The organism is Pseudorhodoferax sp. Leaf274, from assembly GCF_001422445.1.
Lineage (GTDB): Bacteria > Pseudomonadota > Gammaproteobacteria > Burkholderiales > Burkholderiaceae_C > Pseudorhodoferax.
This window is the reverse complement of the sequence record NZ_LMNA01000001.1, coordinates 324,382-347,405: the sequence shown is the minus strand read 5'-3', so window position 1 is coordinate 347,405 and position 23,024 is coordinate 324,382. Positions and strand designations below refer to the sequence as shown.

Annotated in this window: 17 protein-coding genes and 1 tRNA gene; 10 read left to right on the top strand and 8 right to left on the bottom strand. The window is 70.5% G+C overall.

Annotation, left to right across the window (positions count from 1 at the left end):
- Positions 1–4 precede the first annotated feature (4 nt).
- The gene (locus tag ASF44_RS01535; protein ID WP_200930540.1) at positions 5–1,450 is read right to left on the bottom strand and encodes a short-chain fatty acyl-CoA regulator family protein; all 1,446 of its coding nucleotides are present in this window, start codon (positions 1,448–1,450) and stop codon (positions 5–7) included.
- A gap of 116 nt (positions 1,451–1,566) precedes the next feature.
- Here ASF44_RS01535 and scpA point away from each other — a divergent pair, with 116 nt between their 5' ends.
- From scpA to ASF44_RS01490, 9 genes are all read left to right on the top strand, one after another.
- Positions 1,567–3,717 (top strand): methylmalonyl-CoA mutase, encoded by a 2,151-nt coding sequence (gene scpA / locus ASF44_RS01530; RefSeq protein WP_056897406.1) that lies wholly within the window; start codon positions 1,567–1,569, stop codon positions 3,715–3,717.
- A gap of 32 nt (positions 3,718–3,749) precedes the next feature.
- On the top strand, positions 3,750–4,085 hold the full coding sequence (locus ASF44_RS01525; protein WP_156374316.1) for a hypothetical protein: 336 nt from the start codon (positions 3,750–3,752) through the stop codon (positions 4,083–4,085).
- Positions 4,082–4,498: a type II toxin-antitoxin system VapC family toxin gene (locus ASF44_RS01520; RefSeq protein ID WP_156374315.1), complete on the top strand. Its 417-nt coding sequence runs from the start codon at positions 4,082–4,084 to the stop codon at positions 4,496–4,498. Before ASF44_RS01525 ends, ASF44_RS01520 begins: the two co-directional genes overlap by 4 nt.
- 2 nt (positions 4,499–4,500) lie before the next feature.
- On the top strand, positions 4,501–5,514 hold the full coding sequence (gene meaB, locus ASF44_RS01515) for a methylmalonyl Co-A mutase-associated GTPase MeaB (RefSeq protein ID WP_056897403.1): 1,014 nt from the start codon (positions 4,501–4,503) through the stop codon (positions 5,512–5,514).
- Positions 5,515–5,540: 26 nt separating this feature from the next.
- On the top strand, positions 5,541–7,073 hold the full coding sequence (locus ASF44_RS01510) for an acyl-CoA carboxylase subunit beta (RefSeq protein WP_056897402.1): 1,533 nt from the start codon (positions 5,541–5,543) through the stop codon (positions 7,071–7,073).
- Positions 7,043–8,206, top strand: a complete 1,164-nt coding sequence (locus tag ASF44_RS01505; RefSeq protein WP_056897401.1) for a hypothetical protein — start codon at positions 7,043–7,045, stop codon at positions 8,204–8,206. Before ASF44_RS01510 ends, ASF44_RS01505 begins: the two co-directional genes overlap by 31 nt.
- A 41-nt stretch (positions 8,207–8,247) precedes the next feature.
- Positions 8,248–10,296 carry an acetyl/propionyl/methylcrotonyl-CoA carboxylase subunit alpha gene (locus ASF44_RS01500; RefSeq protein ID WP_056897400.1) on the top strand — a complete coding sequence of 683 codons (2,049 nt, stop codon included), beginning with the start codon at positions 8,248–8,250 and terminating at the stop codon, positions 10,294–10,296.
- 299 nt (positions 10,297–10,595) lie between these two features.
- Positions 10,596–11,651: a biotin synthase BioB gene (gene bioB / locus ASF44_RS01495; protein WP_056897399.1), complete on the top strand. Its 1,056-nt coding sequence runs from the start codon at positions 10,596–10,598 to the stop codon at positions 11,649–11,651.
- Positions 11,648–12,127 carry a VOC family protein gene (locus ASF44_RS01490; protein ID WP_056897398.1) on the top strand — a complete coding sequence of 160 codons (480 nt, stop codon included), beginning with the start codon at positions 11,648–11,650 and terminating at the stop codon, positions 12,125–12,127. Before bioB ends, ASF44_RS01490 begins: the two co-directional genes overlap by 4 nt.
- Here the strand turns inward: ASF44_RS01490 and ASF44_RS01485 are convergent.
- Both ASF44_RS01485 and ASF44_RS01480 read right to left on the bottom strand, forming a co-directional pair.
- The gene (locus ASF44_RS01485; RefSeq protein ID WP_056897397.1) at positions 12,124–15,183 is read right to left on the bottom strand and encodes a response regulator; all 3,060 of its coding nucleotides are present in this window, start codon (positions 15,181–15,183) and stop codon (positions 12,124–12,126) included. The two genes, ASF44_RS01490 and ASF44_RS01485, sit on opposite strands and share 4 nt — an antisense overlap.
- Positions 15,184–15,238: 55 nt before the next feature.
- Complete coding sequence (locus tag ASF44_RS01480; RefSeq protein WP_056897396.1) at positions 15,239–15,751, bottom strand: molybdopterin-dependent oxidoreductase; 513 nt, start codon at positions 15,749–15,751, stop codon at positions 15,239–15,241.
- Positions 15,752–15,985: 234 nt separating this feature from the next.
- On the opposite strand from ASF44_RS01480, the gene ASF44_RS01475 reads away from it, so the two are divergent.
- Positions 15,986–16,060: transfer RNA gene (locus ASF44_RS01475), tRNA-Glu, on the top strand.
- Positions 16,061–16,169: 109 nt separating this feature from the next.
- Here the strand turns inward: ASF44_RS01475 and ASF44_RS01470 are convergent.
- The 5 genes from ASF44_RS01470 to ASF44_RS01450 form a co-directional block, all read right to left on the bottom strand.
- Positions 16,170–16,676 (bottom strand): TIGR02281 family clan AA aspartic protease, encoded by a 507-nt coding sequence (locus tag ASF44_RS01470; protein ID WP_235579094.1) that lies wholly within the window; start codon positions 16,674–16,676, stop codon positions 16,170–16,172.
- Positions 16,673–19,243 carry an ABC transporter permease gene (locus tag ASF44_RS01465; RefSeq protein WP_056897395.1) on the bottom strand — a complete coding sequence of 857 codons (2,571 nt, stop codon included), beginning with the start codon at positions 19,241–19,243 and terminating at the stop codon, positions 16,673–16,675. Before ASF44_RS01465 ends, ASF44_RS01470 begins: the two co-directional genes overlap by 4 nt.
- Entirely contained in the window at positions 19,230–19,904 is a 675-nt protein-coding gene (locus ASF44_RS01460; protein ID WP_056898143.1) for an ABC transporter ATP-binding protein, read from the bottom strand. Before ASF44_RS01460 ends, ASF44_RS01465 begins: the two co-directional genes overlap by 14 nt.
- Positions 19,905–19,965: 61 nt before the next feature.
- A complete protein-coding gene (gene miaA / locus ASF44_RS01455; RefSeq protein ID WP_082524539.1) occupies positions 19,966–20,907 on the bottom strand; it encodes a tRNA (adenosine(37)-N6)-dimethylallyltransferase MiaA in 942 nt (313 codons plus the stop codon).
- Between the two features lie 182 nt (positions 20,908–21,089).
- Entirely contained in the window at positions 21,090–22,871 is a 1,782-nt protein-coding gene (locus ASF44_RS01450; RefSeq protein ID WP_056897393.1) for a methyl-accepting chemotaxis protein, read from the bottom strand.
- Positions 22,872–23,024: the final 153 nt, after the last annotated feature.

Genomic DNA, 23,024 nt, shown 5'->3' with positions numbered 1-23,024 from the left:
GCTGTCAGCCCGCCGGCGCGTAGGGGGCGAAGCGCCGCGCGTTCGGGTCGATGCTGAGCGGCCGGCCCATGGCCGGGAAGGCGCGCTGCACGCAGTTCTCGCGGTCGCACACCTTGCAGCCGGAGCCGATCGGCACGGCGCGGTCGGCCGCGTCCGCGGCCAGGCCGTCGCCGTAGACCAGCCGGTTGGCGTGGCGCACGTCGCAGCCCAGCGCCACCGAGAAGATGCGGTGCGGCGTGCCGTAGCCGCCGCGCCGGTGCTCCACGGTGCGCGCGATCCACAGGTAGGTGCGGCCGTCGGGCATGCGCGCCAGCTGGGTCAGCACCTTGCCGGGCTGCGAGAAGGCCTCGTACACGTTCCACAGCGGGCAGGTGCCGCCCGTGCGCGAGAAGTGGAAATCGGCCGAGGACTGGCGCTTGGACATGTTGCCCGCCCGGTCCACGCGCACGAAGAAGAACGGGATGCTCTGCGCGTGCGGGTGGCGCATGGTGGAGAGCCGGTGGCCCACCGTCTCGAAGCCGACGCCGAAGCGCTCGCTGAGCAGGTCGATGTCGTAGCGCAATTCCTCCGCGCTCTCCTGGAAGATGCGGTTGGGCAGCACCAGCGCGCCGGCGAAGTGGTTGGCAAAGCCGATGCGCGCCAGGCTGCGCGCCTCGCCGGTGCTGAACTCGTTGGCCTGGATGAAGGTGTCGATCATCGGCCCCATCTCGAAGAACGCGAGCTGCACGCCCAGCTGGAAGGCCTGCTGCGCGGCGCTCAGGCCAGCGGCCAGCGTGATCGTGCGGCTGGCGGGGTCGAAGCTGCGCAGCGGCTGCTCGGCCATCGACGAGCCCGACTCGCAGCGCACCGCGATGCCGTGCAGGCGGCGCAGCCGCTGCTCCAGCGCGGCGAACAGGTTGCCGGCGCTGGGCGTGCGCGGCGGCGGAAAACCGTCCTGCAGCTGGGCGTAGACCTGCTCGGCGCGCTCGTCCAGCAGCGCCTGGTGCTGGTGGCGCGCGTAGAAGAATTCGCGCACCTCCTCGTAGGGCTGCAGCGGCGTGGAGGCTGCGGAACGGTCGCCGTCGCTGCTCTCGGCGATCAGCCCCAGCCGCTCCTCGGCCGAGCGCACGCGCTTGTGCAGGGCCAGGATGGCCTTGGAGACGGCCGGCAGCTGCTGCGCCAGCATCTGCGCCTCGGCCTGCGGCACGCTGCCGGCGTCCGGTCCTTCGGCCAGCACGGCGCGCAGCTCGGCCAGCTGGCGCGTCTGCGCATCCTCGGAGAACAGCTGCAGGTCGATGCCGAAGGCCGATTGCAGGCGCAGCAGCACGTTGACGGTCAGCGGCCGCTGGTTGTTCTCGATCTGGTTCAGGTAGCTCGACGACACCTTGAGCGCCTGCGCCAGCGCGGCCTGCGTGAGGCCGCGCTGCTCGCGCAGCGTCTTCAGATGCACACCCATGAATGCTTTGGCCATGTTTGCAAAGTTTGCACCATTGCAGGCGGGGTTTGCAATGCTTGCACTTTCACCTGTTGCGAACACACCGCTATTTTGCGAACATTGTGTAGCTGCAATACAAGAGGACAAGCAACATGGCACTGGATCCGGGCGATCTGCAAAAGTGGGCACAGGCGGCCGCCAAATCCGCGCCGGGCGGCGATCTGGCTGCGCTGAACTGGCGCACGCCGGACGGCATCACCGTCAAGCCGCTCTACACCGCGGCCGACCTGCAAGGCTTGCAATACACGGACACCTTGCCCGGTTTCGCCCCGTACATCCGCGGCCCGCAGGCGACCATGTACGCGGTGCGGCCCTGGACCATCCGCCAGTACGCGGGCTTCTCCACCGCCGAGGAATCCAACGCCTTCTACCGCAAGGCGCTGGCCGCCGGCGGGCAGGGCGTGAGCGTGGCCTTCGACCTGGCCACGCACCGCGGCTACGACAGCGACCACCCGCGCGTGACGGGCGACGTGGGCAAGGCCGGCGTGGCGATCGATTCGGTGGAGGACATGAAGATCCTGTTCGACCAGATCCCGCTGGACAAGGTCAGCGTGTCCATGACCATGAACGGCGCCGTGCTGCCGGTGCTGGCGGGCTACGTGGTGGCGGCGGAAGAGCAGGGCGTGAGCCAGGACAAGCTGAGCGGAACCATCCAGAACGACATCCTCAAGGAGTTCATGGTCCGCAACACCTACATCTTCCCGCCCGAGCCGAGCATGCGGATCATCGGCGACATCATCGAGTACACGGCCAAGAACATGCCGAAGTTCAACTCGATCTCGATCTCGGGTTACCACATGCAGGAAGCCGGCGCCAACCAGGCGCTGGAGCTGGCCTTCACGCTGGCCGACGGCAAGGAGTACGTGAAGACCGCGCTGGCCAAGGGCCTGAACGTGGACGACTTCGCGGGCCGGCTGAGCTTCTTCTGGGCCATCGGCATGAACTTCTACCTGGAAGTGGCCAAGATGCGCGCGGCACGCCTGCTGTGGCACCGCATCATGAGCGGCTTCGAGCCCAAGAACCCCAAGAGCCTGATGCTGCGCACGCACTGCCAGACCTCGGGTTGGAGCCTCACGGAGCAGGACCCCTACAACAACGTGGTGCGCACCACCATCGAGGCCATGGCCGCGGTGTTCGGCGGCACGCAGAGCCTGCACACCAACGCGCTGGACGAAGCCATCGCGCTGCCCACCGAGTTCAGCTCGCGCATCGCGCGCAACACGCAGCTCATCATCCAGGAAGAGACCCACATCACGAGCGTGATCGACCCCTGGGCCGGCAGCTACATGATGGAGAAGCTGACGCAGGACATGGCCGATGCCGCCTGGAAGATCATCGAGGAGGTCGAGGCCATGGGCGGCATGACGCGCGCCGTGGATTCGGGCTGGGCCAAGCTCAAGATCGAGGCTGCAGCGGCCGACAAGCAGGCGCGCATCGACTCGGGCAAGGACGTGATCGTCGGCGTCAACAAGTACAAGCTCAAGACCGAAGACGCCATCGACAGCCTGTCCATCGACAACATGAAGGTGCGCGACGGCCAGATCGCGCGGCTGGAGAAGATCCGCGCCACGCGCGATGCCGCCCAGGTGCAGGCTGCGCTGGACGCGCTGACGGCGGCCGCCGAGAGCAACACCGGCAACCTGCTGGCGCTGTCCATCGACGCCGTGCGTGCGCGCGCCACCGTGGGCGAGATCAGTGACGCGCTGGAGAAGTCCTTCGGCCGCCACCGCGCCGACACGCAGAAGGTGACCGGCGTCTACGCTGCGGCCTACGACTCGGCCGAAGGCTGGGATGCGCTCAAGAAGGAGATCGACACCTTCGCCGAAGAGCAGGGCCGCCGCCCGCGCGTGATGATCTCCAAGCTCGGCCAGGACGGGCACGACCGCGGCGCCAAGGTGGTGGCCACGGCCTTCGCCGACCTGGGTTTCGACGTGGACATGGGGCCGCTGTTCCAGACGCCCGAGGAATGCGCGCGCCAGGCCATCGAGAACGACGTGCACGCGGTGGGCGTCTCCACGCTGGCGGCCGGCCATAAGACCCTCGTGCCGGCCATCATCGAAGAGCTCAGGAAGCAGGGTGCGGACGACATCATCGTGTTCGTCGGTGGCGTGATCCCGCGGCAGGACTACGAGATGCTGTACGAGGCGGGCGTGAAGGGCATCTACGGCCCCGGCACGCCGATCCCGGCCAGCGCCAAGGATGTGCTGGAGCAGATCCGCAAAGCAACCGCCAGCGTGGTGTAATTCGGTAATACCGTATTCTCCTGGAGTTGATCATGGCCGTTTCCGTTCGCATGGACCCCCTGATGGAGAAGGAGCTGGAGTTGGCGGCCAAGCGCCAGGGCATCACCAAGTCGCAATTCATCATCGACGCGGTGGAGCGCGCGCTGGGGAGGCGCGATCCCTTGGCATTGCTGCACCAGGTCAAGGAAGAGTTCGCGCCCTACCGGGTGGAGCAGGCTGCACGCAAGGCGGCTGTCGGAGTGGAGGAAGCGCCTGCCCATGGCGGCGATCCCTTGCGCGCGAAGCTGCGTGCGCAACACACAGCCCAACAGCAGGACTACGCGGCCTATCTCGCCGCCAAGGCAAAGCAGGAACCACCCGCTTCATGACGCCTGTGCTGCTGGATGCCGGCCCCCTGATCTCCCTGTTCGACGACGGTGATGCCTTCCATCTGCATTACCGGACGTTGCTGGGGGACAGGAGTCGACCTTTGAATCTGTACACGACCTGGCCGTGTGTGGTCGAGGCCAGCCACATGCTGGGTGATGTCGAGCGGCTGGAGATGCTGAAGTGGCTTGGCCTGGGTGGCGCGCAGGTGTTCCCGTTCGATGCCTCTGCGTTGCTGGACATGGTGGGCTGGATGCAGCGCTACACCGAAACGCCGCGCACCCGGATGGACCTCGCCGACGCATCCCTCTACTGGCTGGCGCATGAAAGCGGTGTGATCGCCATCCTGACCGTGGACGTGCGCGACTTCTCCCGCTACCGCCTGCCCGACGGGCGTGCCTTCGAGATCCTGTGAACATGCCTGCCATCCCCTGGGCCGAACCGCTGCTGCGCGGCGAAGGCACCGCCCAGCGCCGCGCCATCGCCAAGGCCATCACGCTGCTGGAATCGACCCGTGCCGACCACCGCGCGCAGGCCGACGATCTGCTGACCGCGCTGTTGCCGCACACGGGCCGCGCCTTCCGCCTGGGCATCTCGGGCGTGCCGGGCGTCGGCAAGAGCACCTTCATCGAGGCCCTGGGCCTGTACCTGATCGCCAAAGGCCACCGCGTCGCGGTGCTGACCATCGACCCTTCGTCCACCGTCTCGGGCGGCTCCATCCTGGGCGACAAGACGCGCATGGAACATCTCTCCGTGCACGAGCGCGCCTACATCCGGCCCAGCCCCTCGTCGGGCACGCTGGGCGGCGTGGCCGAGAAGACGCGCGAGGCCATGCTGGTCTGCGAGGCCGCGGGCTACGACGTGGTCATCGTCGAGACCGTGGGCGTGGGCCAGAGCGAGACGGCCGTGGCCGGCATGACCGACATGTTCGTGCTGCTGCAGCTGCCCAACGCGGGCGACGAACTGCAGGCCATCAAGAAGGGCGTGATGGAGATCGCCGACCTCGTGGTCATCAACAAGGCCGACATCGACCCCGACGCCGCCACGCGCGCGCAGGCGCAGATCACCTCGTCGCTGCGGCTGCTGGGCATGCACGGCAACGCCGGCCATTCGCTCCACGACGAAAGCCTGTGGCGCCCGCGCGCCATGCAGCTGAGTGCCCTGCGCAACGAGGGCGTCGACCGCTTCTGGGAGAAGGTCGAACACTTCCGCACGCTGCAAACCGCCAACGGCCGGCTGGAAACACGTCGCCAGAAGCAGGCCCTGGCCTGGATGTGGGAACGCATCGAGACCGGCCTCAAGCAGGCCTTTCGCGCCCACCCCGCCGTGCGCGGGCAACTGCCCGCCATGGTGCAGGCCGTCACCGAAGGCCGCATCGCCGCATCCACCGCCGCGCGCCAATTGCTGGCCAGCGCATCGGTACCGATTTGAAGAGACACAACCGCTAGAGGAGTGACATGCAGGACATCCTGGAACAACTGGAAAAGAAGCGCGCGCAGGCGCACCTGGGTGGTGGGCAAAAGCGCATCGACGCCCAGCACAAGAAGGGCAAACTGACCGCGCGCGAACGCATCGAGCTGCTGCTGGACGATGGCACCTTCGAAGAGTGGGACATGTTCGTCGAGCACCGCTCGGTGGACTTCGGCATGGCCGACAACAAGATCCCGGGCGACGGCGTGGTCACGGGCTACGGGATGATCAGCGGCCGGCTGGTGTTCGTGTTCAGCCAGGATTTCACCGTGTTCGGCGGCGCGCTGTCCGAGGCCCATGCCGAGAAGATCTGCAAGGTGATGGACCAGGCCATGAAGGTCGGCGCCCCGGTCATCGGCCTCAACGATTCGGGCGGCGCCCGCATCCAGGAAGGCGTGGCCTCGCTCGGCGGGTATGCCGACGTGTTCCAGCGCAACGTGATGGCCTCGGGCGTGGTGCCGCAGATCAGCATGATCATGGGCCCCTGCGCCGGCGGCGCCGTGTACTCGCCAGCCATGACCGACTTCATCTTCATGGTCAAGGACTCGAGCTACATGTTCGTGACCGGCCCCGAGGTGGTGAAGACCGTCACGCACGAAGAGGTCACGGCCGAGGAACTGGGCGGCGGCATCACGCACACCACGCGCTCGGGCGTGGCCGACCTGGCCTTCGAGAACGACGTGGAGGCGCTCATGATGCTGCGCCGCCTGTACAACTACCTGCCGCTCAACAACCGCGAGAAGCCGCCCGTGCGGCCCAGCAACGACCCGGCCGACCGCCAGGACCTGAGCCTGGACACGCTGGTTCCCGAGAACCCGAACAAGCCCTACGACATGAAGGAGCTGATCACGAAGACCGTGGACGACGGCGACTTCTTCGAGATCCAGCCCGAGTACGCCAAGAACATCGTGGTCGGCTTTGCGCGCATGGAAGGCCAGACGGTCGGCATCGTGGCCAACCAGCCGCTGGTGCTGGCCGGCTGCCTGGACATCAAGAGCTCCATCAAGGCTGCGCGCTTCGTGCGCTTCTGCGACGCCTTCAACATCCCCGTCGTCACCTTCGTCGACGTGCCCGGCTTCATGCCCGGCACCAGCCAGGAGTACGGCGGCATCATCAAGCACGGCGCCAAGCTGCTCTACGCGTATGCCGAGTGCACGGTGCCCAAGATCACCGTCATCACGCGCAAGGCCTACGGCGGCGCCTACGATGTGATGAGCTCCAAGCACCTGCGCGGCGACGTGAACTTCGCCTGGCCCAACGCCGAGATCGCGGTGATGGGCGCCAAGGGCGCGGTGGAGATCATCTTCCGCGAAGACAAGAGCGACCCCGTGAAGCTGGCCGCGCGCGAGGCCGAGTACAAGGCCCGCTTCGCCAACCCCTTCGTGGCCAGCGCGCGTGGCTTCATCGACGACGTGATCCTGCCGCACGAGACGCGCAAGCGCATCTGCCGCTCGCTCACGATGCTCAAGGACAAGAAGCTGGAGAACCCGTGGCGCAAGCACGGCAACATTCCGCTCTGAAATGGAGCCTGGCGCTGGCCGGCCTGTGGTTGGCGGCGTCGGCCCAGGCTGCGCAGCACAAGGACCCCGGCAGCGGCTGTGCCGTGGTGGCGCCGCGCTATCTGGCGAGCAGCGACTACCAGTTCGCCTACAGCGGTGCCTGCAAGGCCGGGCTCGCCGAAGGCGCGGGGCGCGCGGTCTGGACGCTGCGCCTGTCGCCGCAGAACCGCGTGGTGTGGGAGGGCGCGTTCAGTGCAGGCGTCTACCTGCCGGCACCCGCCAAGGGGCTCAGCGCGCGCGCGTGGGGCGAAGAAAACGCGCTGTTCGACCTGGGCCCGTTGCCCGCGCAGGAGGGCGTGCCCGCACCGCGCCTGCAGGTGGAGGCCGCGGCCGACCTGACCAATTACCCCGACCCCTGCAAGCCCCGCACGCTGTGGGTGGTCAACGCCCCGGCGAACGCGCTGCAGTCCGACACCGTGGCCCAGGCCCTGCTGCTCGCGGCCGCCGACAAGCTCAAGCAGCGCTGCGGCGACAGCCTGCGTGAGCCCGGCCGGCCCGGCGGGGAGCGCACGCACCTGAGCGTGCGCGCCGTGCCCACGGCCGAGCTGCAGGCCGACCGCTGGGGCAACGCCAGCGGCGTGCTGGCCGATGCCTCGGTGCCGCTGGCCGCCGGCACACCGCTGGCGCGCTACAGCAACCAGGCCGCCTCGCAGCAACGCCAGCAGGAGCAGCGCACGCAGGACCAGGCCGAACGCCAGGCCACCCAGCAGCGCCTGCGCGGCTTCTTCCAGGCGCACCAGGCCGAGGCCTGGGCCAGCCTGGGCGACATCGCCCAGAACCCGTTCCGCCACGCCGGGCGCGTGGTGGTGACGATGGCGCAGCTGGACGAGGTGGTCAGCCCCACGCGCGCCCTGCTGCAACTGCGTGGCCCCGACTGGGGCTATGCGCGTGCGGTGCTCGATGGCGATGGCGTGGCCCAGTGGGCCGCCGGCATGCGCGTGCTGGCCGTGCGCGTGCTGGGCCGCGTGACCACCGATGACGCCTTCAAGGGCGCGGCGCAGCTGCAGCTGGTCGGCAGCGAAGCCTGCGCCCAGCCGCGCTGCAGCGACTGGCTGCGCCTGCCCACCGCGCTGCAGGACGGCCAGACCCCCTGACGTGCCTGCTTGAAGACAACGAACACCAAAGAGGAACCCGCATGTTCAAGAAGATCCTGATTGCGAACCGCGGCGAGATCGCCTGCCGCGTCATCAAGACGGCCAAGAAGATGGGCATCAAGACCGTCGCCGTCTACTCCGACGCCGACAAGGATGCGCGCCACGTCGAGCTGGCCGACGAAGCCGTGCGCCTGGGGCCTGCGCCCTCGCGCGAGAGCTACCTGCTGGCCGACAAGATCATCGCCGCCTGCAAGCAGACCGGCGCCGAGGCCGTGCACCCGGGCTACGGCTTCCTGTCGGAGAACGAGGCCTTCGCCAAGCGCGTGGAAGAAGAGGGCATCGCCTTCATCGGCCCCAAGCACTACTCCATCGCGGCCATGGGCGACAAGATCGCCTCCAAGAAGCTGGCCAACGAGGCGAAGGTCAACACCATCCCGGGCTGGAACAACGCCATCGAATCGGCCGAGCGCGCCGTGCAGATCGCCAAGGACATCGGCTATCCGGTCATGATCAAGGCCAGCGCCGGCGGTGGTGGCAAGGGCCTGCGCGTGGCCTTCAACGACAAGGAGGCGCTGGAGGGCTTCACGGCCTGCCAGAACGAGGCCCGCAACAGCTTCGGCGACGACCGCATCTTCATCGAGAAGTTCGTCGAGCAGCCGCGCCACATCGAGATCCAGGTGCTGGGCGATGCCCACGGCAACGTGATCTACCTGAACGAGCGCGAATGCTCGATCCAGCGCCGCCACCAGAAGGTCATCGAGGAGGCGCCGTCGCCTTTCATCTCGGATGCCACGCGCAAGGCCATGGGCGAGCAGGCCGTGCAACTGGCCAAGGCTGTGAAGTACCAGAGCGCTGGCACGGTGGAGTTCGTGGTCGGCAAGAACCAGGACTTCTACTTCCTGGAGATGAACACGCGGCTGCAGGTGGAGCACCCGGTGACCGAGTGCATCACCGGCCTGGACCTCGTGGAACTCATGATCCGCGTGGCGGCCGGCGAGAAGCTGCCGCTGGCGCAGGCCGATGTGAAGCGCGACGGCTGGGCCATCGAGTGCCGCATCAACGCCGAGGACCCGTTCCGCAACTTCCTGCCGTCCACCGGCCGGCTGGTGCGCTTCGCGCCGCCCCAGGAGACCATGTTCTCGGCCGACACCGAGCACCTGCAAGGCGTGCGCGTGGACACCGGCGTGCAGGACGGCGGCGAGATCCCGATGTACTACGACTCGATGATCGCCAAGCTCATCGTGCACGGGCGCGACCGCAACGAGGCGATCGCCAAGATGCGCGAGGCGCTGAACGGCTTCATCATCCGCGGCATCAGCAGCAACATCCCGTTCCAGGCGGCGCTGCTGGCGCATCCCAAGTTCGTCGCCGGCGACTTCAACACGGGCTTCATCGCCGAGCACTACGGCCATGGCTTCCATGCCGAGGACGTGCCGCACGACGAACCCGAGTTCCTGCTCGCGCTGGCCGCCTTCGCCAAGCGGCGCTACCTGGGCCGCGCCAGCGGCATCAGCGGCCAGATGGCCGGCCACGGCCTCAAGGTCGGCCAGGACTTCGTGGTCGTGGCGCTGGGCGCGGACGGCCACCACAAGGCCACGCCCGTGCGCGTGACCAGCTACCAGGGCCAGACCGGCAGCAGCACCGTGGAGGTGGGCTCGCGCAGTTATGCGCTGGCCAGCGACGGCCGGCTCGGCGCGATCCGGCTGGCGGGCACCAGCAACGGCCAGCCCTTCAGCGCCCAGGTGGAGCGCGGCATCCCCAAGAACCCGCTGGCGATCCGCGTGCAGCACAACGGCACCCAGCTCGATGCGCTGGTACTGTCCCCGCGCGCGGCCGAGCTGTTCACGTTGATGCCCTACAAGGCGCCGCCGGACATGAGCCGCTTCGTGCTCTCGCCGATGCCGGGCCTGCTGGTCGAGGTGGCCGTGCAGCCTGGCCAGAAGGTGCAGGCCGGCGAGCGCGTGGCCGTGATCGAGGCCATGAAGATGGAGAACGTGCTGTTCGCCGCTGCCGATGGCGTGGTCGGCAAGGTGCTGGCCGCCAAGGGTGAGAGCCTGGCGGTGGACCAGCCCATCGTCGAGTTCGCCTGAGGCCGGGCCGGTGGGCGCATTGCAAGTGCGCCCATCGTCCGGCAGCCCGGGCCGCGGTTTTGGAGCGGTTCGCCGCACGTTCGGCGCAGATCGGCCGGTCTTGGCGCAGTGCCGAAATGGCCTTGCCCAAGTTCTGCGAACGTGGGTGCAACGCCGCGCATCGTCGGCCATTGCACGCGTGGATTTGGGCGAAGTTGGCAACGCGAAAAAGGGGCCGACTTTCTGCGGCGGGAAGCTTTCCAGACGCAGCGGGGGCCTCCCACAATCGCCGCAGATCCGTTGAACCCAGGAAGGACGCGATGCCTCAAGAATCCCTGTTGACCCCACCCGCCCCGGTCGCGCACGCGCAGCCCCTGCATTTCGCGCCGCTGCGCCGGCCGGCACCCGCGGCGCCGCAGCGCTGGCGCGTGGAGGACGTGCAGGCCCTGCTGGAGCTGCCGTTCGACGAGCTGCTGTTCCGCGCGCAGACCGTGCACCGCGCGCACTGGCCGGCGGGCGACATCGAATTGGCCACGCTGCTGTCGGTCAAGACCGGCGGCTGCCCCGAGAACTGCGGCTACTGCCCGCAATCGGCCGAGTTCGACACGGGCGTGCAGGCGCAAAAGCTCATGTCGGTCGACCAGGTCCGCCACGCGGCCCAGGCCGCCAAGGACGCGGGCGCCACGCGCTTTTGCATGGGCGCGGCCTGGCGCGCGCCCAAGGACCGCGACATCGAGAAGGTGGCCGAACTCGTGCGCACCGTGAAGGACCTGGGCCTGCAGTCCTGCGCCACGCTGGGCATGCTGGAGAAGCACCAGGCCGTGGCCCTGCGCGACGCGGGATTGGATTACTACAACCACAACCTGGACACCGCGCCCGAGTACTACGCCGACGTCGTCGACACGCGCAGCTACCAGGACCGGCTCGACACGCTGGCCCATGTGCGCGCGGCCGGCGTCAAAGTGTGCTGCGGCGGCATCGTGGGGATGGGCGAGACGCCCGTGCACCGCGCCGGCCTGATCGCGCAGTTGGCCAACCTCGACCCGTACCCTGAGTCGGTGCCCATCAACAGCCTGGTGCGCGTGCCCGGCACGCCGCTGGCCGATGCGCCGCCCATCGATCCGCTGGACTTCGTGCGCGTGATCGCGGTCGCGCGCATCACAATGCCGACCGCGCGCGTGCGCCTGTCGGCCGGCCGCCAGCAGCTGGGCGAGCCGGTGCAGGCGCTGTGCTTCCTGGCGGGCGCCAACTCCATCTTCTACGGCGACAAGCTGCTCGTGACCGGCAACCCCGATGCGGATGCCGACCGCCGGCTGCTGGACAAGCTGGGCTACGCCACCCGCTCCATTTCCATCGAACAGGACGAACACACATGAGCACGAACCAACGCCCCTTCCGCGTGCTGGGCATCCAGCAGATCGCCATCGGCGGCCCCGACAAGCAGCGGCTGCAAAAGCTGTGGGTCGAGATGCTGGGCCTCACGGTCACGGGCAACTTCCGCAGCGAGAGCGAGAACGTGGACGAGGACATCTGCGCCATCGGCAGCGGGCCCTACAAGGTCGAGGTCGACCTCATGCAGCCGCTGGACCCCGAGAAGAAGCCGGCCGTGCACACCACGCCGCTGAACCATGTGGGCCTGTGGATCGACGACCTGCCCAAGGCCGTGGAGTGGCTCACCGCGCAGGGCGTGCGCTTTGCGCCCGGCGGCATCCGCAAGGGCGCGGCCGGCTACGACATCTGCTTTTTGCACCCCAAGGCCAACGAGGCCTTCCCGATCGCGGGCGAGGGCGTGCTGATCGAACTCGTGCAGGCACCGCCCGAGGTGGCGGCCGCGCTGGCGTTGCCGGCCTAGGTCCGCACGGCGGCGGGCAGCGCATCGCGCAGCAGCTGCGCGGCGCGGCCGAAGTCGAAATCCCCGATCGCGCGGGCGATGCCGTCGTGGTGTCCGGCCAGCGCCGGGCGCAGCATGGCGGCGTTGCGCTGGAACAGGTCCATGGCATCGGCATCGTCCTGTTCCAGCAGGGCCTGCAGCCGTTCGGCCACCGGGCGCACGGTGGTCCAGTCGACCGCCTGGGCCGTGGGTTGCGCCGCCGTGGCAGGCGTCGTCGCGGTCGCAGCCAGCACCTGGCGCAGCGCGTCCACCAGCGGGCCGCAGAGCGCCTCGCAGGCGGCCAGCAGGCGATCTTGCGCGGCCGCATCCTGCGGCGGCTGGCCCAGCATGGTCTCGGCGGCCTGTGCGGCCTGCGCCAGGGGGCCGGCACCGATGGTGGCCGCCGTTCCCTTGAGCGTGTGCAGCAGGCGCTGCGCCTGCGGGCGGTCGCCCGCCGCCAGTGCGGCGCGCGCCGCGGCGACGGCCTGGGCCTGGCCATCGGCGAAGCGTTGCAACAGGCCCTCGTAGGTGCTGCGCTGCTGCAGTACGCGGCGCAGGCCGGCGGCGGCGTCCAGGCCGGGGATGCGCAGCAGCGCGTCGTCGGTGGCCGGTGCGGCGTCCTGCGGCGGCTCGGGGGCGGGGGGCGCGGTGGGCGCAGCGGGTGCGACCGGGCCAGGTGGCGCGGCGCGCGTGCCCCCGGGCAGCCACTGCAGCAGCTGGGCATACAGCTCGTCCGGGTCGATCGGCTTGGCGATGTGGCCGTTCATGCCGGCGTCCAGGCAGCGCTGGCGGTCGATGGCCATGGCATTGGCCGTCATCGCCAGCACCGGCAGCGCTTGCCAGCGCGCTTGCTGGCGGATCGCGCGTGTCGCTTGCAGCCCGTCCATGACCGGCATCTGCATGTCCATCAGCACCAAGTCGTAGGCCTTGGCGGCAAGCCGGTCCAGGGCCTGCTGGCCGTCCTCGGCCACCTCGACCTGGATGCCCACGGCTTGCAGCAGCTCGGTGCCGATCTGGCGGTTGAGGTCGTTGTCGTCCACCAGCAGCACCAGCGCGCCGCGCAGGCGCGCCAGGTGCGGTGCGTCGGCCTGCAGGGCCGCGCGCGGTACGGGTGCGGCGGCCGGCATGGCCACCGACAGCGCGCGCATCGCGGTCTCGAACAGCAGCGAGGGATTGACCGGCTTGACCAGCAGCAGCTCCACGCCCGCGCGCTGTGCGTCCTGCAGCACCTCCTCGCGGCCGTGCGCCGTCACGATCACGGGGGCGGGCGGCGATGGCAGCAGGGCCAGCTTGCCGGCCAGCGCGATGCCGTCCATGTCCGGCATGCGCCAGTCGAGGAAGGCCACCTCGAACGGCCGGCCGGCCTGCTGTGCGGCGTGCGCCATGGCCAGCGCCTCGGCGCCGCCCGCAGCCAGCGCCACGCTGCAGTGCATCTGCGCGAGCATGGTGCCCAGGATCTCGCGCGCGGACGGGCTGTCGTCCACCACCAGCACGTGGCGCCCGCGCAGGTCCGGGGCCGGCAGCCGCGGCGCGTCGGCCTGCTGGCCGGGCAGCAGGCGTGCGGTGAACCAGAAGGTGCTGCCGTGGCCCTCGCGGCTGTCCACGCCGACCTCGCCGCCCATGAGCTCGGCCAGCCGCTTGGAAATCGCCAGGCCCAGCCCGGTGCCGCCGTGCTTGCGCGTGGTGGAGCTGTCGGCCTGGTGGAACGACTGGAACAGCCGCGCGCTCTGCTCGGCGCTCATGCCGATGCCGGTGTCCCGCACCTCTGCGCGCAGCAGCACGGCGCCGTCGGCCAGCAGCTGGTGGCGCACCCGCACCACGATCTCGCCGTGTTCGGTGAACTTCACGGCGTTGCTGGCGTAGTTGATGAGGATCTGGCCCAGGCGCAGCGGGTCGCCGCGCAGGCGGCGCGGCAGCAGCACGCCCTCGGTGTCGAACACCAGCTCCAGGCCCTTGGCGGTGGCCTTCTCGCCGACCAGGTCGGCCACGCCGTCGAGCACGCTCTGCAGGTCGAAGTCGACGCTTTCCACCTCCAGCTTGCCGGCCTCGATCTTGCTGAAGTCCAGGATGTCGTTGATGAGGTCCAGCAGGTGCTGGCCCGAACGCTGGGTCTTGCGCACGTAGTCGCGCTGGCGCGCCGTGAGCTCGGTGCGCAGCATCAGGTGGCTCATGCCGATCACGGCGTTCAGCGGCGTGCGGATCTCGTGGCTCATGTTGGCCAGAAAGTCCGACTTCATCTGCGAGGCTTGCTCGGCGCGCGCCTGGGCCTGGCGCAGCGCGGCCTCTTGCGCACGCAGGCTGTCGTTGGCCTGGCCGAGCGCGGCCGTGCGCTCCTGCACGCGCATCTCCAGCGCCTCCTCGCTGCGCTTGAGCGAGTCCACCAGTTCGCCCTGTGCGGCCAGGGCCTCGGCGCTGGCGCGCTGGCGGGCCGCGAACTGCCGCGCCATCGCGCCGGCCAGCAGCAGCGTCAGCACGCACTGGAACGCGGTGAGGACGCCGGTCTGCAGGGTCTGGCTCTGCACCTCGCCGTTGCGCTGGTCGGTCAGCTCGCCCGAGGACTGGGTGGCGGCCAGCGACATGTCGCGCACCGACGGGCGGATGGCCTGGTACTGCGCGCGCAGCGCCTGCAGTGCCGCGCGGGGCTGGTGCGCGGCGGCGTCGGGGCCCAGCACCTTGTCGCCGGCGGCGATGAAGCTGCGCAGGTCCTTGGTGCCCTGCTCGTAGCTCGCGTCCCCGCGCATCAGCTGGTAGGCGGTGCCGCTCTCGATGGAGCCGACGCGGCTGATGAACACGTCGTATCGCAGCTGCAGCTGGCTGCGCGGCATGGCCTCGGCGTCCAGCAGGTGGCCATTCAAGGCATGGTCCAGCCGCTCATACTCGACATTGAGCTGGGCGAAGGTCCACAGCGCGTTGATATCGCCCCGGCGCATGACATCGTCCAGCGCGCGGTATTGCCGGTACTGCAGCACGCCGATGGCGATGTAGGCCAGCACCAGGCTGGCGATCAGCAGGCGCAGGAGGCGTTGGCTGCGCGGCATGCGGAATCGGGAGGGACCGGGCGGCGCCCGGCCGTCGCTGTGGCGTTGGGCGGGTTCACTGCACCTGCAACTGGTTCAGTTGCCAGGCCGAGCGGTTGTAGAAGGTCTCGGCCTTGAGCTCGGCCTTGCTGTCGAAGGGGTAGACGATGAACAGCGGGCCCTTCTCGCGCACCGGCATGGGCTTGTCGTTGAGCAGACGGGCCACGATCACGTCGTAGCGGCTGGCATCGCTGAACGGGATGTCGGTCTTGTAGTCGTTCAGCGCCACGGCCACGAGCTTGCTGCCAATGGCGCCGGCGGCGGCCAGCACGTCGCGCAGCAAGGGGCCGGTGAAGCGCGTGGGGCCGGTGTGCCAGGGCGTGTTGGTCGTGAAGCTGTGCTGAGGCAGCTTCTCCAGCATGGCCATGTCGAACACCGCGCGCTGGCCGGCGTTCGGCTGGCCGACCTTGCCGCTGACGGTCAGCACCACGTCGCCGGCGGGCTTGTCCAGCGCCGCGGCCCAGCCTGGTGCCAGGCAGGCCGCCAGGAGTGCGAGAAGTCGGAGCAGCTTGGCCAGGGGCACGGTCATGGAAAGCCTCTTGCAGGAAAGTGGTCCGGCAGGCCTCGATGTTTCAAGGCGTTACTGCGCACAACTATACGAATGCAGCGCTCGATTGGTGCGCAAGATGCGCATTTGACACGGCGGCAGAACCCGTTCAGCGGGTCACGCTGCGGCGGTGCGACGGTTCGACACGGTGCCTGATCAACTTCGCATGGCGCCGGACGAAATCGCCTTATTTTTGGGTTAACATGCGCGCTTCCCGGAGCTATCGTCTATCGGTTAGGACATCAGATTTTCATTCTGAGAAGCGGGGTTCGACTCCCCGTAGCTCCTCCAGGATTTCCACCAGCCGCCCGCACCAGCACAGGTGCCACAGCACAGGGCGCGCCACCCGCACCATCCTACGGTGCCCTTCCTTCCCACAGCAAAAGCCGCTTGAGCAGGCTCACTCGCTGCGTGGGCGCAGCCGCATGTCGTCGCGGTCCATGCGGACCTCGAAGTGCTGCAGGAAGTTCTGGCCCAGCAGCGCCTGCGCATCGTCGGCGCCCAGTTGCAGGCCCACGCCCACGCGCAGTCCCGTCACGGCCGCACCGCCTTGCAGTTCGATCCTGCCGGCACGCACCATGCGTCCTTCGCGCACGCCGTTGGCGGTGCGAAAGCTCGCGCGTTCGCCGCCTTCCAGGCCCGCGCGGCGGGCCAGCGCTTCGCTGACGCTGACCACGCTGGCGCCGGTGTCGACGAGGAACACCACGGGCTCGCCGTTGATGGATCCGGCGATGCGGAAGTGCCCGTCGGCATGCCGGGGGATCAGCAGTTCGCCCGTGGCCATGACGCGCGCCGCGCGCGGCTGCTGCCAGCGGTCCATCGCCCAGTACAACGCCGCCATGACGGCGAGCCAGAACGCCACCATGGCGAGCGCGCCGCGCAGCACCATGCCGCGCTGCGGCTTCACCAGTCCTCCTTGACGGCCAGCACCGCATCGCGCCCCGCCGCCGCGCGGCCTGCCAGCCACGCCGTCAGCGTGCCCGCGGCGACGACGGCCGCGCACAGCGCGAGCAGCCGGCCCCAGGGGGCGTGCAGGTCCATGGTCCAGTGGAAGCTCTGCGGATTGACCACGTGCACCAGCACCACCGCCACCGCGAGGCCCAGCGCCAGGCCGGCGATGGCGCCGATCGAGGTCCAGGCCGCGCCTTCGCCGGCCACCACGGCCAGGATCTGCCGGCGCGTCAGCCCCAGGTGCGCGAGCAGCCCGAACTCCTTGCGACGCGCCAGCACCTGCGCGCTGAAGCTGGCCGCCACGCCGAACAGTCCGATGGCGATCGCCACGGCCTGCAGCCAGTAGGTCACGGCGAAGCTGCGGTCGAAGATGCGCAGCGAATTGGCGCGCAGTGCGCCAACCGAGGTGAACTCGAGCAGCGCGCCCGCGCCCGGCGCCTGCGCCTCGACCAGCGCGCGCAGCCGCTGCTGCAGGGCGCCGGCGTCGGTGCCGGGCGCCAGCCACAGCGCGATGTCGTTGATGCGCCGGTCGCCCGAGAGCCGCTGGTAGTCCTGCAGCGGCAGCGCCACCGCGCCGAACTGGCGCACGTAGTCGCGCCAGACGCCGGCCACGAACAGCGCGGGCGGCGGCGTGGCCTGCGGGAACGCCGTGGCGGCCAGCGTGTCCAGCCGGCTGCCCGGTGCGGCGCCGTACAGGTCGACCATGGGCTCGCTGACATACACGCCCAGCATGCCGGCCGGTACCGGCAGCGGCGCACCCACCAACGGCAGGCTGCTGGCCGGATCGCCGATGGCGCGGGCCAGCAGCTGCACGGCCGGCCGCTCCGGGCTCAACTGCACCGCGCGCTGGCGCGTGGTGGCCACGCGGGCCACGCCGTCGCTGGCGGCCACCGCGGCCACGGTCTCGGGGGAGAAGAACAGCGCGTCGCCGGCCGACACGGCGGGCCGCAGGTACAGGTCGGCCGGCAGCACTTGGTCGAGCCAGCCGATCATGGATTCGCGGAAGCTTGCCACCATCACCGTCAGCGCCACAGCCAGGCTGAGCGCCGCCACCACGCCGCTGACGGCCACGGCCGCGCTCTCGCGCACGCGCCGCGCGCGCTCCACGGCCAGCAGCGGCAGCAGCCGGCCGGCCACGTGCGGCTGCAGCCGGTCGTACAGGACCTGGATCAGCAGCGGCAGCGCGGTGATGCCGCCGACCAGCAGCAAGGCGACCGAGACATAGGCGCCGAGCGCCAGCCCGCCCACCGGCGGAGCCAGCGCCAGCAGCACACCCAACCCCAGCAGCGCCAGGCTCCACAGATGCCGCCGCCGGCCGGCCGGTGCGTAGCCCAGGCCCTTGAGCGCCTGGGCCGGTGGCAGGCTTTGCGCTGCCCGCGCCGGCCACCAGCCGCCGGCCAGCGTGGCGGCGATGCCCAGCGCGCCGTATACGGCGGCCGCTGCCGCGCTCCATTGCAGTGGCGGTGCCGCCTCGTTGAAATAGCCCCCGCCCAGGTCGCCGCCCAGCAGGCGCAAGGCCGCGGCCGCCAGCGCGGTGCCCAGCGCCAGCCCGGCCAGGCTGCCGGCCAGCCCAAGCACTGCGGACTCGGCCAGCACCAGCCGCTGGCGTTCGCGGCCGGTCAGGCCCAGCACGCCCAGCAGTGCGAACTGCCGGCTGCGCCGGGCCACCGACAGCGACAGCACCGAGAACACCAGGAAGGCCCCCGTGAACAGCGCGACCAGCGCCAGCACCGTGAGGTTCACGCGGTAGGCGCGCGAGAGGTTGCTGACGCGCTGCGCGTCCTGCCCGGGCGTCTGGGCGCGCACGTTGGCGGGCAGCGCCAGCGCCGCCAGCACGGCCTCGCGCGCACTGCCGGGCGCGAGCTGAACGTCGATGCGCGAGATCTCGCCCACGCGCTCGAACAGGTCCTGCGCGGCGCCGATGTCCATCACCGCCAGTGGCGGGCCGCCGGCCGCGACGGTGCCGGCCACGCGCACCGGCAGCAAGGCCAGGCCGTGCTGCAGCTGCACGCCGTCCATGCCCAGCGCCTGCTGGGCCGCGGGGTTGAGGAACACCGTGGCCGGCGCGAACCAGGCCTCGCGCGCGCCGGCCATGCCGGGCGTGGGGGCGGGCAGCAGCTGCGGCGCGAAGGCCGCCACGCGCAGCGCGTCCAGGCCCAACACGCGCAGCGGCACGCGCTGGGTGCCGGCGCGGGTCGAGCTGGCCAGGGTCTGCAGCTCCAGCACCGGGCTGGCGTGGCGCACCTGCGGATGGGTGGCCACGCGGGCGTAGAGGTTCTCGTCGAAGCCGCCCTGCGCGGCGCGCAGCTCCAGGTCGGGCTGGCCGTTGACGCTGCGCACGGCGCTGGCGAACTCGTCCAGCGCCGAGGCGTTGATGAGGTGCACCGAGAAAGCCAGCGCCACGCCCAGCATCACGGCGACGACGGCAGCGGCGTTGCGCCAGGGGTGCTGGCGCAGCTCCTGCCAGGAGAAGCTGGCCAGCAGCGCGCGCAGCACGCGGGTGGAAGCCTCAGCCTTGCGCATCGGCGATGCCCTGCGCCGTCAGGTGCAGCACGCGGTCGGCGCGCGCGGCGGCGGCGGCGGAATGGGTCACCAGCACCAGCGCGGCCCCGTGCGCACGCACCTGGCCCACCAGCAGGTCCATCACGCGCGCGGCCGTGCCGGGGTCCAGGTTGCCCGTGGGCTCGTCGGCCAGCAGCAGGGCCGGGCGGTGCACCAGCGCGCGCGCGATGGCCACGCGCTGCAGCTGGCCGCCGCTGAGCTGCTGCGGCAGCCGCGCGGCCAGGCCCTGCAGGCCCACGGCGTCCAGCATGGCGGCCACGGCGGCATCCGTCGCGCCGGCGCCATGCCGGCCCAGCAGCATCAGCGGCAGGGCCACGTTCTGCGCCACGTCCAGGTGCGGCAGCACGTGGAAGGCCTGGAACACGAAGCCCAGCGCCTGCCGGCGCAGCAGCGCGCGGGCATCGTCGTCCAGCGCCGACAGGTCCTGGCCGGCCAGCAGCACGCGGCCGGCGTCCCACTGGTCCAGCCCGGCCATGCAGTTGAGCAGCGTGGACTTGCCCACGCCCGATTCGCCCACGATGGCGACGAACTCGCCGGGTGCCACGCGCAGCGTGACGTCGGCGAACACCGTGGCATCGCCGTAGCGCTTGGCCAGCCCGTCGACAGCAAGTGCCGGCGTCATGGAGCCAGGCTCCGTGCCGCGCACGGGGGACGCGTGCGGCTCAAGGGGGGGCGGGCGCCGCTCACGCGATGCGCTCCAGCACCTGGGCCAGCGCGTCCGGTGCGTCGCATGGCACGACCTCGCGCGCCGGCATGGAGCGCAGCCAGGTGATCTGGCGCTTGGCGAGCTGGCGCGTGGCGGCGATGCCCTGTTCGCGCAGCGCAGCCAGCGCGGCCGGCGTCAGCGGGGCGTCGGGTGCAGGCAGGGCATCGAGCGTCTGCCAGGCCTGGCGGTAGCCCACGCAGCGCATGGACGGCAGGTCGGCATGCAGGTCGCCGCGCGCGCGCAGGGCGCGCACCTCATCGATGAAGCCGCCGGCCAGCATGGCATCGAAGCGCTGGGCGATGCGCGCATGCAGCCAGCCGCGCTCGCGGGGCTCCAGCGCGACGAGGCGGTGGCGTGCCTCGGCCTTCTCGCTGCGCCCGCTGTGCAGCGACGACAGCGGCCGGCCCGTCAGCCGCCAGACCTCCAGTGCACGCTGGATGCGCTGGGCGTCGTTTGGCGCCAGCCGTGCCGCAGTCACCGGGTCGTGCCGGGCCAGCTCGGCATGCATGGCGGGCCAGCCGCGCCCGGCGGCCTCGGCCTCCAGGGTCGCGCGCAGCGCGGCATCGGCCGGCGGCATCGCGTCCAGCCCGTCGATGAGCGCCTTGAAGTACAGCATGGTGCCGCCCACGAGCAGCGCCAGCGCGCCGCGCGCGCGGATCTCGGCCACCAGGCGCGTGGCGTCGGCCACGAAGCGTGCCGCGCTGTAGGCCTCGGTGGGGTCGAGGATGTCGATCAGGTGGTGCGGCGCGGTGGCGCGCTCGGCCGGCAGCGGCTTGGCGGTGCCGATGTCCATGCCACGGTAGACCAGGGCCGAGTCGACGCTGACGATCTCCACCGGCCGCCGCGCCGCGATGGCCAGCGCGGCTGCGGTCTTGCCGCAAGCCGTGGGGCCGGCCAGGCCGATCCAGTCAATTGCCACGGTGGCGCGCGCCTCAGCGCCGCGCACCGGCGGGCTGCCGGTGGGGCGGGGTGGCGGTCAGGAGAAGGCGGGGCAGGCGCATGGTGTCGGGGCGGAACGGCGCTCGCAGCGCGCCGGGCCCGCGATTGTGGCAAACCCGCGCTGCGTGCCGCCCATTCCCGCACGTGGCGCCGGCGGCGGCGTCAGAAGCTTTCCCAGTCGCCTTCGTCGGCCGTGGTGGCGGCCTTGGCCGTGGGCCGCGCGGGCGGCAAGGCCTTCTTCGGCGCGGCCACCGGCGGTGCGGGCCGTGCGCCGGCACGCGCAGGCGCGGCCTGCGCCGTCACGCGCGGTGCGGGCCGGGCGGCCGGGCGGGCCGGTGCGGCGGGGCGGGCCGGTGCGGCCGGCGCCAGGGCGGGGGCCGCGCGCGGCGCCACCGCGGCGCCATCGCGCAGCTGGAACACCGCCATGGCCTGCACCAGCTGCTCGGCCTGGTGGCGCAGGCTGTCGGCTGCGGCGGCGGACTGCTCGACCAGCGCGGCGTTCTTCTGCGTGGTCTGGTCCATCTCGGTGATGGCCTGGCCGACCTGTTCGACGCCCGAGCTCTGCTCGCTGCTGGCGGCGCTGATCTCGCCCACGATGTCGGTCACGCGGCGGATCGCGGCGACCACCTCGTCCATCGTGCTGCCGGCCTGGTCCACCAGCGTCGTGCCCTGCTGCACGCGCTCCACGCTGGCGCCGATCAGCGTCTTGATCTCGCGCGCAGCCTCGGCCGAGCGGCCCGCCAGGCTGCGCACCTCGGTGGCCACCACGGCGAAGCCGCGGCCCTGCTCGCCGGCGCGCGCGGCTTCCACGGCCGCGTTGAGCGCGAGGATGTTGGTCTGGAAGGCGATGGAGTCGATCACGCCGATGATGTCGGAGATGCGGTCCGAGCTTTCGTGGATGCCCTTCATGGTCGCCACCACGCGCGAGACGACCTCGCCGCCCTTGGTCGCGACGGACGAGGCGTTGGTGGCCAGCGCGTTGGCCTGGCGCGCGTTGTCGGCGTTCTGGCGCACGGTGGAGCTGAGTTCCTCCATCGAGGCGGCCGTCTCTTGCAGCGCCGACGCCTGCTGCTCGGTGCGGCTGGACAGGTCGTTGTTGCCCGCCGCGATCTCGCTGCTGGCCGTGGACACGCCCTCCGCGTTGCGCCGCACGCCCGAGACCACTGTGGCCAGTTGCTGCTGCATCTCCTTGAGCGCGGCCAGCATGGCGGTGGCTTCGTCGCGGCCATGCACCTGGATGTCTTCCGTCAAATCGCCAGCGGCCACGCGGCGTGCCGCGCTGCCGGCCTGCGCCAGCGGGCCCGTGATGCTGCGCGTGAGCAGGTAGGCGAACAGCGCCACCAGCAGCAGCGCCACGACGGCGAAACCGACCAGGATGGACTGGCCCAGCGCCGCATGGGCCGCGGTGGCGCGCAGCGCGTCGTCGTAGATGCGCTGCTGGCTTTCCTCGAAGCGCTGCAGCGCGGCGTCGTACTGGTCGGCCAGCGGGCGCAGCTGGCTGGCCAGCAGCGCCGAGACGTCCTCGCCGGCCTGGCGCCGCTTCGTCAGTTCGCCGCGCGGGCCGCGGTAGGCCTCGCGCCGGGCGTTGATCTCGGCGATCAAGGCCTTTTCTTCCGGCGTCACCGCCAGCTGGCCGATGCGTTCGCTGACTTCCGAGATGCGCTTGGAGGTGCGGTCCATCTGCGCCGTCCAGGCCGGAATGCGGCTGGCATCGGAATCCTGCAGCGCTGCCTGGGTGCGCACCCAGTTCATCTCGATGTTCTGGCGCCAGCGTTCGGCCAGCCGCAGTTTCTCGCTGTCCACGGTGCCCATGCGCTGGGCGTCGGCGGCGGTCTCCTGCAAGCGCCAGTAGCCCACGGCGGCGCTGATGGCAATGATCAGCAGCAGGATGCTGAATGCCAGTGTGAGGCGTGCGCCGATGCGCAGTTGACGCAATGCACTCATGCGGCCCTCCCGGTGGCACGGACATGCCCACTGCCGTGCGGCAGGGTGGGCGCGGTGCAGCTGTGTGTTTGTTTGTGGTGCACAACAAGCCTTCGGGTAGCCAATGGTGCGCCGATTATGGGCATGGGCGCACCCTGTGTATGTATCCGCTGG

Excerpts from the sequence above, each read along its gene's own strand:
- ASF44_RS01535 (WP_200930540.1), bottom strand. The coding sequence starts at position 1,450 with ATGGCCAAAGCATTCATGGGTGTGCATCTGAAGACGCTGCGCGAGCAG.
- scpA (WP_056897406.1), top strand. The coding sequence starts at position 1,567 with ATGGCACTGGATCCGGGCGATCTGCAAAAGTGGGCACAGGCGGCCGCC.
- ASF44_RS01525 (WP_156374316.1), top strand. The coding sequence starts at position 3,750 with ATGGCCGTTTCCGTTCGCATGGACCCCCTGATGGAGAAGGAGCTGGAG.
- ASF44_RS01520 (WP_156374315.1), top strand. The coding sequence starts at position 4,082 with ATGACGCCTGTGCTGCTGGATGCCGGCCCCCTGATCTCCCTGTTCGAC.
- meaB (WP_056897403.1), top strand. The coding sequence starts at position 4,501 with ATGCCTGCCATCCCCTGGGCCGAACCGCTGCTGCGCGGCGAAGGCACC.
- ASF44_RS01510 (WP_056897402.1), top strand. The coding sequence starts at position 5,541 with ATGCAGGACATCCTGGAACAACTGGAAAAGAAGCGCGCGCAGGCGCAC.
- ASF44_RS01500 (WP_056897400.1), top strand. The coding sequence starts at position 8,248 with ATGTTCAAGAAGATCCTGATTGCGAACCGCGGCGAGATCGCCTGCCGC.
- bioB (WP_056897399.1), top strand. The coding sequence starts at position 10,596 with ATGCCTCAAGAATCCCTGTTGACCCCACCCGCCCCGGTCGCGCACGCG.
- ASF44_RS01490 (WP_056897398.1), top strand. The coding sequence starts at position 11,648 with ATGAGCACGAACCAACGCCCCTTCCGCGTGCTGGGCATCCAGCAGATC.
- ASF44_RS01485 (WP_056897397.1), bottom strand. The coding sequence starts at position 15,183 with ATGCCGCGCAGCCAACGCCTCCTGCGCCTGCTGATCGCCAGCCTGGTG.
- ASF44_RS01480 (WP_056897396.1), bottom strand. The coding sequence starts at position 15,751 with ATGACCGTGCCCCTGGCCAAGCTGCTCCGACTTCTCGCACTCCTGGCG.
- ASF44_RS01465 (WP_056897395.1), bottom strand. The coding sequence starts at position 19,243 with ATGCGCAAGGCTGAGGCTTCCACCCGCGTGCTGCGCGCGCTGCTGGCC.
- ASF44_RS01460 (WP_056898143.1), bottom strand. The coding sequence starts at position 19,904 with ATGACGCCGGCACTTGCTGTCGACGGGCTGGCCAAGCGCTACGGCGAT.
- ASF44_RS01450 (WP_056897393.1), bottom strand. The coding sequence starts at position 22,871 with ATGAGTGCATTGCGTCAACTGCGCATCGGCGCACGCCTCACACTGGCA.